The following is a 9,209-nucleotide window of genomic DNA, read 5'->3' as shown; positions in this document are numbered from 1 at the left end:
CGAGGACGCGTGCGTCGAGCGACGGCGACGGCTCGCCCTGCGGCCCGACTTTCGCCAGGCGCTTGGCGAGCATGCGCTCGTCCGGGGTCAACCCGGCGTCGCGTGCATTGTCGTCGTGCGTGCTCATGATGCTTCCGCTTCCCGATCCGTGCCGCCCAGGCCCGCGCGCAACTTGTCCATCGCGTAACGCAACCGCGACTTCACCGTTTCGCGCCCGACGCCCGTGATCGTGCCGATTTCCTCCAGCGTGAGTTCCTGTTCGAGGCGCAACAGCACCACCTCGCGTTGTTCCGGCGGCAGCGCATCGAGCGCCAGCTGCAGCCGCCTGCGTTGTTCGAACTCCGACAGTTGCCGCTCCGGCGTGTCGGGATCCGGAATGCGCGCCGCGCGCTCGTCGCCGTCGTCCGGCGCCGGCGGGCGGTACTTCGCGGCCCGCCAATGATCGCCCAGCCGGTTGTGTGCGATGCGATACAGCCACGTGCCGAAGGGCGCATCGGGCGACCACCCGGCGCGGGCGGCGATCACCTTCTGCCAAGTGTCCTGGAACAGTTCATCGGCCAGCGCGGTGTCGCGCAAATGCCGGAGGAAATAGCGGTACAGGCGGGTCCGGTGCCGGCCGTACAGCTGCTCGAACGCAGCGCCGTCACCGGACACCCAGTCCAGCATCAGTTGCTCGTCGCTGGCCTGCGCCCCGTCGTCCATGGCGCGCAGCGTACGGGCTGGCGCGGGGACGGGGAAGCGGCCGTCGGTGGCGGGGGCGGCGGTCACGTGTGACCAGAAACGAACCAGTCGGCCCCGTGGGGTTCCGGCGAAGGCCCGGATTTCCGTTCATCGGTTCATGGACCCTCGCAAGCGCCCCTGCCCATCCCCCCGTGCGAAACCGCGTGAAGGCTGTATGCTCGGCCTCATGTGTGGGGGGATGACGTAAACGTGCGCAGCCCTGAGTTGGCTGGAGCGGTGGGGACCGCGGCACTGTCTGCAGGGCCGGCGCTGGTGCGCTGCGTCCGCGAACTGCTGCCGGCGGACACCCGCATCGTGCTGTGCTGGCGGGATGCCGGCGGCGACGCCTATTCGGCGGACGACGCGGCGCCGGCGGCGTTGGTGGCGCGCGCCCTGTCGATGCTGGGCACGAAGGGCCGTGCGCGCGAGAACGGCATCCTCGACCACTGGACCACCGAGCAGGGAATGGAGGTCGTCCTCGCCGCGCAGAGCGCGTCGGGCGCCACGCCGCTGAAGGATGCCTGGCAGGCGATGGCCCGCCGCACGGTGGCCGCCACGCTCGACGCCTGGCAGGCGCGCAACCGCGTCGCGGTGCTCGAAAAGAGCGAACGCCTCCAGCAGGCGCTGTACGAGATCGCCGATCTCGCCGGCTCCAGCCTGGAAATGCACGAGATGCTCCGCCGCATCCACGCCGTCGTCGGTTCGCTGATGTACGCGGAGAACTGCTTCATCGTGCTGTACGACGAAGTGCGCCAGTCGCTGCGCTTCCTGTACTTCGCCGACCGCCACGACCCGTACATCGCCGATCCCTCCCACGAGATTCCGGTCGCCGAAGTCCCGACCAGCCTGACGATGGCGCTGCTGCGCCACGGCGAGGCGCTGCTCGGACCGTCGGCTGCGTTGCGCGCGAAGCTGGCAATCCCGCCCGACCCCGTACACGGCCCCGATTCCGAAGACTGGCTCGGCGTGCCGATGCGGCGCGAAGGCACGGTGTGCGGCGCGATCGTCGTGCAGAGCTACGAGCACCGCGCCAGCTACAGCGACGAAGACCGCGCGCTGCTGCAATACGTCGCGCAGCACATCCTCACCGCGCTCGACCGCCGCCAGGCCCGCAGCGAACTCGAACGCCGCGTCGAAGAACGCACGCACGCCTTGCAGGAAGCCAACCGCGTATTGCAGGCGGAGATCGTCGAACGCCAGCGCGCCGAGCGATTGCAGCGCGCGTTGTTCCGCATCGCCGAATTGTCGATCACCTCCGAGAGCCTCGAGCGTTTCTACGCCGAAGTGCATGATGTGGTCGGTGAACTGCTGTACGCGCGCAACTTCTACATCGCGCTGCTGGCGGGCGAGGGCGACGAACTCGAATTCCCGTACTCCATCGACGAACGCGACCCGAACCGCCCGCGCCGCAAGTTCGGCATGGGCATGACCGAATACGTCATCCGCACGGGGCGTCCCGTGCTCGCCGACCGCAATGCCATCGAGGCGCTCGACCGCGAGGGCAAGGTCAAGACCTTCGGCACGCTTTCGCACAACTGGCTCGGCGTGCCGCTGTTCCGCGACGACATCGTGGTCGGCGTGATCGCGGTGCAGAGTTATTCGCCGGCGGTGGCGTTCACGCCGCGCGACCAGGAACTGCTGACGTTCGTCGCGCACCACATCGGCGCGGGCCTGCAACGCAAGCAGGCGCAGGAGAACCTCAAGGCCGCGCACAGCGAACTCGAAGGCCGCGTCGAATCGCGCACGCGCGAGCTCGCCGAAGCCAACGCCGAGCTCATGGCGCAGATCGGCGAGCGCATGCACGCCGAACGCCGCCTCACGCACCAGGCGCAACACGACACGCTCACCGGCCTGCCCAATCGTGCGCAATTGCTCGAACGCCTCGGCCACGCGATCCAGCGCGCGCGCAGCGGCGCGGACGACGGGCGCACGTTCGCGGTGCTGTTCCTCGACCTGGATCGCTTCAAGCTCGTCAACGACTCGGTCGGCCACGCCGTCGGCGACGAACTTCTCATCGAAGCAGGCCGCCGCATCGTCGCGGCCGTGCGCGCGGGCGACACCGTCGCGCGCCTGGGCGGCGACGAATTCGCGATCCTCGTCGAACAGATCGACGGGCAGGACATGGCCGAGGAACTCGCCGGTCGCGTGCTCGGCGCGCTCGGCGCGCCGGTGTGGATCGCCGGCCGCGAACTGTTCCCGACGGCCTCCATCGGCATCGCGCAATGGCTCCCGCGTTATCGCAGCGGCGAAGACATGCTGCGCGACGCCGATGCCGCGATGTACCGCGCCAAGGGCGCCGGCCGCGACCGCAGCGCCGTGTTCGACGAAGCGATGCGCGACGAAGCCACGCGCATCCTCGACCTCGAAGCCGACCTGCGCCGCGCGATCAACGCCGACGCCTTCGTGCCGCACTACCAGCCGATCGTGCGCATCAGCGACGGCGCCGTGCTCGGCCACGAAGCGTTGCTGCGCTGGCAACACGAAAAACGCGGCGTCCTCTCGCCGGGAGAATTCATCGGCGTGGGCGAAGACAGCGGCCTGATCGAACAGGTCGACTGGCTGCTCTACGCACGCGTCATCCAGGACATGGCGACCTGGAACAACAACGGGTACGTCTCGGTCAACGTCTCGCCGCGCCACTTCCGCTCGCTCGACTTCGCCGAGCGCCTGCTCGGGTTGCTCGAAGGCTCGAACGTCGCGCCCGGCCGCCTGCGCATCGAAATCACCGAAGTCGCGCTGTTCGACGACGCCCCGCGCGCGCTGCGCACGCTGAGCGAGCTGCGCGCCCACGGCGTGCTCGCGCTGCTCGACGACTTCGGCACCGGCTTCTCGGCGCTGTCGTACCTGCACCACTTCCCGATCGAATGCCTGAAGATCGACCGCAGCTTCATCGCGGGCCTGTCGACGGCGCAGCCCGAAAGCCTCGCGGTGATCCGCGCGATCCTCGCACTCGCGGGGACGCTGAACATCGACACGATCGCCGAAGGCATCGAGACCGAGGCGCAACGCGATGCGCTGATCGGGCTGGGCTGCGAGAGCGGGCAGGGCTACTTGTTCGCAAGGCCCGCCGCGCGCTAAACGTCGCGCACCACCAGCAAGCGATCTTCCGTCATATCCCGGATCGCGCTACGCACACCCTCGCGCCCCAACCCCGACATCTTCACTCCGCCGTACGGCATGTTGTCGACGCGGAAACTCGGCACGTCACCGACGATCACGCCACCGGCTTCGATGCGATCCCACGCGCGCATCGCATGCGTGATCGATCCGGTGAACACACCGGCCTGCAATCCGAAGTCGCTGTCGTTGACCAGGTCGATCGCCTGCTCGAAATCGTCGAACGGTTCGAGGATCGCCACCGGGCCGAAGGCTTCCTTGCGATAAAGATCGGTGTCGTGCGCCACTTTTTCCAATAGCGCCGCGGGCAACTGGTTGCCCTTGCGCTTGCCGCGCACGAGTGCCTTCGCGCCGCGCTCGATCGCCGCATCCATCCATGCTTCGACGCGCTTGGCGGCGTCTTCATCGACCATCGGGCCGATGAAGACTTTCTCGTCCTTCGGATCGCCCATGCGCAGCTTGCCCACGGCGTCCTTCATCTTCTTCCGGAACGCCGCGTACTGCGCGCGGTGCACGAAGATGCGCTGCACGCTGATGCAGCTCTGCCCGGATTGGTAATACGCGCCGAAGACCATGCGTTCGATCACCGCATCGAGCGATTGACCGGGATCTTCGTCGACGATGCACGCGGCGTTGCCGCCCAGTTCCAGCGTGACCTTCTTGCGCCCCGCGCGCGCCTTCAGGTCCCAGCCGACCAGGCCGCCGGTGAAACTCAGGAGCGCGAGGCGTTCGTCTTCGACCAGCAACGCGGCATCTTCATTCGAGCAAGGCAGCACGGAGAACGCACCGCGCGGCAGGTCGGTCTCCGCCAGAACCTCGCCGATGATCAACGCGCCGACCGGCGTCTTCGCGGCGGGCTTGAGCACGAATGGGCAGCCCGCGGCCAACGCCGGCGCGACCTTGTGCGCGACCAGGTTGAGCGGGAAGTTGAACGGCGTGATGAACGCGCACGCGCCGATCGGCACGCGCTTGACCATGCCGCGGTAGCCGCGCGTACGCGGCGAGATCTGCAATTCGAGCACTTCGCCGTCGATGCGCGTGGCTTCGCCGGCGGCGATGCGGAAGGTGTCGATCAGGCGCGTCACTTCCCCGCGCGCATCGCGGATCGGCTTGCCGGCTTCGACGCACAGCGCGAGCGCAAGTTCTTCCTGGCGCTGCGTGAAGCGGCGCACGCAATGCTCCAGCACGTCGCGCCGCTTGTCCGGCGGGAAGTCCGCCATCGCCTGCCGCGCCTTGTAGGCGGCGACGATGGCCTTGCGCACCAGCGCGGCGTCGGCGAACCCCACGCGCGTCGCGCGCTTGCCGGTGAACTTGTCGAACACGTCGAGTTCCGACGCGCCCGGGATCGGCGCGTTGGCGAGCCAGCAGGGGTAGTGTTTCGACAAACCTTGCTTCGCCATGGCGCTCTCCTGTCGTGCTTCAGTCGTCCGCGTCGACCACCCGCAGCGGCAACGTCCCATCGCCCAGGCGCGCGCGCACGCGGTCGCCCGCCTGCACATCCTGCACGCTGCGGATGACGTGGCCGTCGTCGCGCTGGAGGATGCTGTAGCCGCGGGCCACGGTGGCCAGCGGGCTGACTGCTTCGAGCGAACGCGCCAGCCCGCGCAGATGCACCTGATCGTGGCGCAGGCGCCGTTGCATCGAGGCATGCGGACGCGGGCGCAGGGCTTCGAGGCGCTGGCGGAGCAGGGCGATGCGGCGCTTGGGCGCCATCGTGCGCAGCACGGCGTCGGCGTGGCGCATGCGGTTGCGCAGGCGTTCGAGGTGTTTGCGGAATGCGTGATCGAGGCGACGCTGCGCTTCGGCCTGGCGGCGGCACAGCAAGTCGAGGCGTGCGCGCGGGCGCATCGCGTGCAGGCGCAGCGCCGCGCGGTCGGCGCGTTGCGCATCGCGATGCAGGTGGTGCGACATCAGGCGCGACGCACGGCGCTGCAGGCCCTGCAAGCGCAGCGCAAGGTCATGGCGCGAAGGCACCAGCAATTCGGCGGCGACCGACGGCGTCGGCGCGCGCAGGTCGGCGACGAAATCGCTGAGGCTGAAGTCGGTTTCGTGCCCGATGGCCGAGATCACCGGCACGGGCGATTGCGCGATGGTGCGCACCAGGCGTTCGTCGTTGAAGGCCCACAAGTCTTCGAGGGAGCCGCCGCCGCGCGCGAGCAGGATCGCGTCGTACCGCTGCGAACGATACGCACGCTGCAACATCGACACGATCTGGGCGGGCGCCGCTTCGCCTTGCACCGGCACGGGCAACACGTCGACGTGCAACAACGGAAAGCGCCGCGACAACACGCTCAGCACGTCGCGCACCGCCGCGCCCGACGGCGAGGTCACCACCGCCAGGCGACGCGGGAACGCCGGCAGCGGCCGCTTGCGCTCGGTCTCGAACAGCCCCTCGGCCGTCAGCTTGGCCTTCAGTTCCTCGAACGCGCGCCGCAACGCGCCTTCACCGGCTTCCTCCAGCGAGTCGAGGATCAGCTGATAGTCGCCGCGCGCTTCGTAGAGGGTGAGGCGGCCGCGCGCGAGCACGCGCAAACCTTCGCGGGGGACGAAGTTCAGCCACTGGCTCTTGGGCTTGAACAGCGCGCAGCGCACCTGGGCGCGGGCGTCCTTCAGCGTGAAATACAGGTGCCCCGAACCGGGCCGCGACAGGTTGCCCAGCTCGCCCTCGACCAGGACCGACGGGAAGGACCCTTCCAGCAGGTCGCGCGCCAGCGTGTTGAGCTGGCTGGGCGAGAGGATGCGGCGGGCGTCGTCGCGGGACATGCGGGACCGGGAGGCGGCGGGACACGTTAGCGCAGGCGGGCGCGCGGGTCACGCACGGTAGAATGCGCGCATGTCGAACGTTGCCCCCATCGCCCCCGTGAACGACCGCCCGCCCTGCGCCGACATGGGCTTCGGCCCCGCGCCGCGCCGCGCCACGCGGCAGGTGCGCATCGGCGGCGTGGCCGTCGGCGGCGACGCGCCGGTGGTCGTGCAGTCGATGACCAACACCGACACTGCGGACGTGGCCTCGACGACCAAGCAAGTGGCCGAACTGTGGCGCGCGGGTTCCGAACTCGTCCGCGTCACGGTCAACACGCCCGAAGCGGCGGCCGCCGTGCCGCGCATCGTCGAGAAGCTCGAGATGATGGGCGTGCACGTGCCGATCATCGGCGACTTCCACTACAACGGGCACCAGTTGCTCGCCGGCGAGCCGGCGTGCGCGCGCGCACTCGCCAAGTACCGTATCAATCCCGGCAACGTCGGATTCGGCAAGAAGCGCGACACGCAGTTCGCGCAGTTGATCGAGTTCGCGATCGCCAACGACAAGCCCGTGCGCATCGGCGCGAACTGGGGCTCGCTCGACCAGGCGCTCGCCGCGCGGTTGATGGACGAAAACCACCTGCGCGCCGATCCGTGGGATGCAGGCCGCGTGCTGCGCGAAGCGCTGATCCGTTCGGCGCTCGATTCCGCCCACCGCGCCGTCGAACTCGGCCTGCCGAGCGATCGCATCGTGCTGAGCGCGAAGGTCAGCGGTGTGCAGGAACTGATCGCGGTCTATCGCGAACTCGCCACGCGCGGGGATTTCGCGCTGCACCTGGGGCTCACCGAAGCCGGCATCGGCAGCAAGGGCATCGTCGCGTCCAGCGCGGCGCTCGCGGTGCTGTTGCAGGAAGGCATCGGCGACACGATCCGCATTTCGCTCACGCCCGAGCCGGGCGCCTCGCGCACGCAGGAAGTCATCGTCGCGCAGGAACTGCTGCAGACCCTCGGCCTGCGCGCGTTCACGCCGATGGTCACCGCGTGCCCGGGGTGCGGGCGCACGACCTCGGAGTTCTTCCAGGAACTGGCGAAGACCGTGCAGGCCCACGTGCGCGAGAAGATGCCCGAGTGGAAGATCACGCACCCGGGTGCGGAAAACCTCACCCTCGCGGTGATGGGGTGCGTGGTGAACGGCCCCGGCGAATCGCGCCACGCCAACATCGGCATCTCGCTGCCCGGGACGGGCGAAGCGCCGGCCGCGCCGGTGTTCATCGACGGCGAGAAGGCGAAGACCCTGCGCGGGGACAACATCGCGCAGGAGTTCGTGGGGATGATCGACGCGTACGTCGACAACAAATTCGGTGCGCGCGCCTAAGGCGAGAGCACCCAGTGCGTCCCGTCCGCCGTCTTCACCGCCTTGAGTGCGCCGCGCTGCCCCGGTGACACGCGGTTGCGCCAGATGCGCGCGATGTCGCGGATGACCGGCACCGATTCGACGAAATACGAGTGCGCCAGGATGCTGTCGTCGACGTTCGACGCATCGATGGTGTCGATGCCGCGCACGACCAGGATGCCGTCGCCCGCGTCGCCCGCGCGCGGGTAGCCGTGCACTTCCTTCGAGGCCTTGAGCGCGAGGTCCTTCGTCGAGGCGTAGAGCGTCACGCGCTTGCCGGCCTGCATGAGCCCGGGCGCGAGGTCGTTGCGGAAGACTTCGGCATCGACGTCCGGCGCGGCGAGGATGATCTCGCGGAAGCGGCCGCGCAGGTCGGGGCGTTCGAGCATCAGCGTGGCGATCGCGCGCGTCAGCCCGCGGTTGCCCATGCTGTGCCCGACGAGGAACAGATTGTCCGCGCCGGATTTCTCCGCGACATCGGTGATGAAGCGCTTGATGTGCGTCGTCGACCATTCGATGTTCGACTCGTCGACCGTGTACCCCGAGAGACTCGCCTGCGACGGCCAGCTGAAGAAGATCGGCGCGCCGTCGAAGGACAGGTCGTACGACAGCTGCGCGGTGCGCCGCGCGGCATCGGCGAACGAGACGTTGTAACCGTGCACGAAGACGAACGCGTTCTTGCCCTTCGACGCCTTGACGCGCGCTGACAACGCACGCAGGAACACGTCCCTCGGTTGCGGCGTCGCGGTCAGCAACACCACGTGTTTGGCCGGGTCTTCGCGGAATTCGAACCGCAGCCATGACGGTTCTTCGAGTTCGCCCGCGACGTGGCCGCGCGGAATGCTCACGGTCGCCTGGCCGTACGACATCGGGCCGCGCTGGCCGCCGTAGCGGTCGGCGACGGGCGTGTTCCTGAAGTCGGCCGCGGGTTTGCGGTCGGTCGCGTAGAACACCGGCACCTGCGCGTAGTTCTTCACATCGTCGATCGCGGGCGGCAGCGTCGCGCGCGTCGGCGTGTTGCGGTGCTGGACCGAACCACCCGGCGGCGGAGGCGGAGGCGGAGGCGGAGGCGGAGGCGGGGGCGGGGGCGGCGGAGGTGGCGGAGGCGGCGCCGAGCCCGTTTCGATCGGGGCCGGCGAACCGGTGTCGACATCGGCATTCGTGGCGCAGCCGGCCAGCAGCAGGCCCAGGCCCGCGATCAAGAGCAATCGGCGCACGTCGTCCCCTTCGATCCTGT

Annotated in this window: 6 protein-coding genes; 2 read left to right on the top strand and 4 right to left on the bottom strand. The window is 69.0% G+C overall.

The genetic code is table 11. The features are described from left to right. Positions 1 to 123: 123 nt before the first annotated feature. Positions 124 to 702 carry an RNA polymerase sigma factor gene (locus tag LF41_RS03320; RefSeq protein ID WP_036165522.1) on the bottom strand — a complete coding sequence of 193 codons (579 nt, stop codon included), beginning with the start codon at positions 700 to 702 and terminating at the stop codon, positions 124 to 126. A 291-nt stretch (positions 703 to 993) separates the two neighbouring features. On the opposite strand from LF41_RS03320, the gene LF41_RS03315 reads away from it, so the two are divergent. Continuing rightward, complete coding sequence (locus tag LF41_RS03315) at positions 994 to 3,798, top strand: EAL domain-containing protein (protein ID WP_237577593.1); 2,805 nt, start codon at positions 994 to 996, stop codon at positions 3,796 to 3,798. Here the strand turns inward: LF41_RS03315 and LF41_RS03310 are convergent. Next, complete coding sequence (locus tag LF41_RS03310) at positions 3,795 to 5,237, bottom strand: aldehyde dehydrogenase family protein (protein ID WP_036165516.1); 1,443 nt, start codon at positions 5,235 to 5,237, stop codon at positions 3,795 to 3,797. The two genes, LF41_RS03315 and LF41_RS03310, sit on opposite strands and share 4 nt — an antisense overlap. Positions 5,238 to 5,256: 19 nt before the next feature. Further along, positions 5,257 to 6,600 carry an exodeoxyribonuclease VII large subunit gene (gene xseA / locus LF41_RS03305; protein ID WP_036165514.1) on the bottom strand — a complete coding sequence of 448 codons (1,344 nt, stop codon included), beginning with the start codon at positions 6,598 to 6,600 and terminating at the stop codon, positions 5,257 to 5,259. A gap of 124 nt (positions 6,601 to 6,724) precedes the next feature. On the opposite strand from xseA, the gene ispG reads away from it, so the two are divergent. Next, entirely contained in the window at positions 6,725 to 7,954 is a 1,230-nt protein-coding gene (gene ispG / locus LF41_RS03300) for a flavodoxin-dependent (E)-4-hydroxy-3-methylbut-2-enyl-diphosphate synthase (protein WP_052116079.1), read from the top strand. Here the strand turns inward: ispG and LF41_RS03295 are convergent. Beyond that, positions 7,951 to 9,189: an alpha/beta hydrolase gene (locus tag LF41_RS03295; RefSeq protein WP_202594010.1), complete on the bottom strand. Its 1,239-nt coding sequence runs from the start codon at positions 9,187 to 9,189 to the stop codon at positions 7,951 to 7,953. The genes ispG and LF41_RS03295 overlap by 4 nt on opposite strands. Positions 9,190 to 9,209 lie beyond the last annotated feature (20 nt).

This window comes from Lysobacter dokdonensis DS-58 (assembly GCF_000770795.1).
Lineage (GTDB): Bacteria > Pseudomonadota > Gammaproteobacteria > Xanthomonadales > Xanthomonadaceae > Noviluteimonas > Noviluteimonas dokdonensis.
This window is presented reverse-complemented; position numbering and strand designations above follow the sequence as displayed.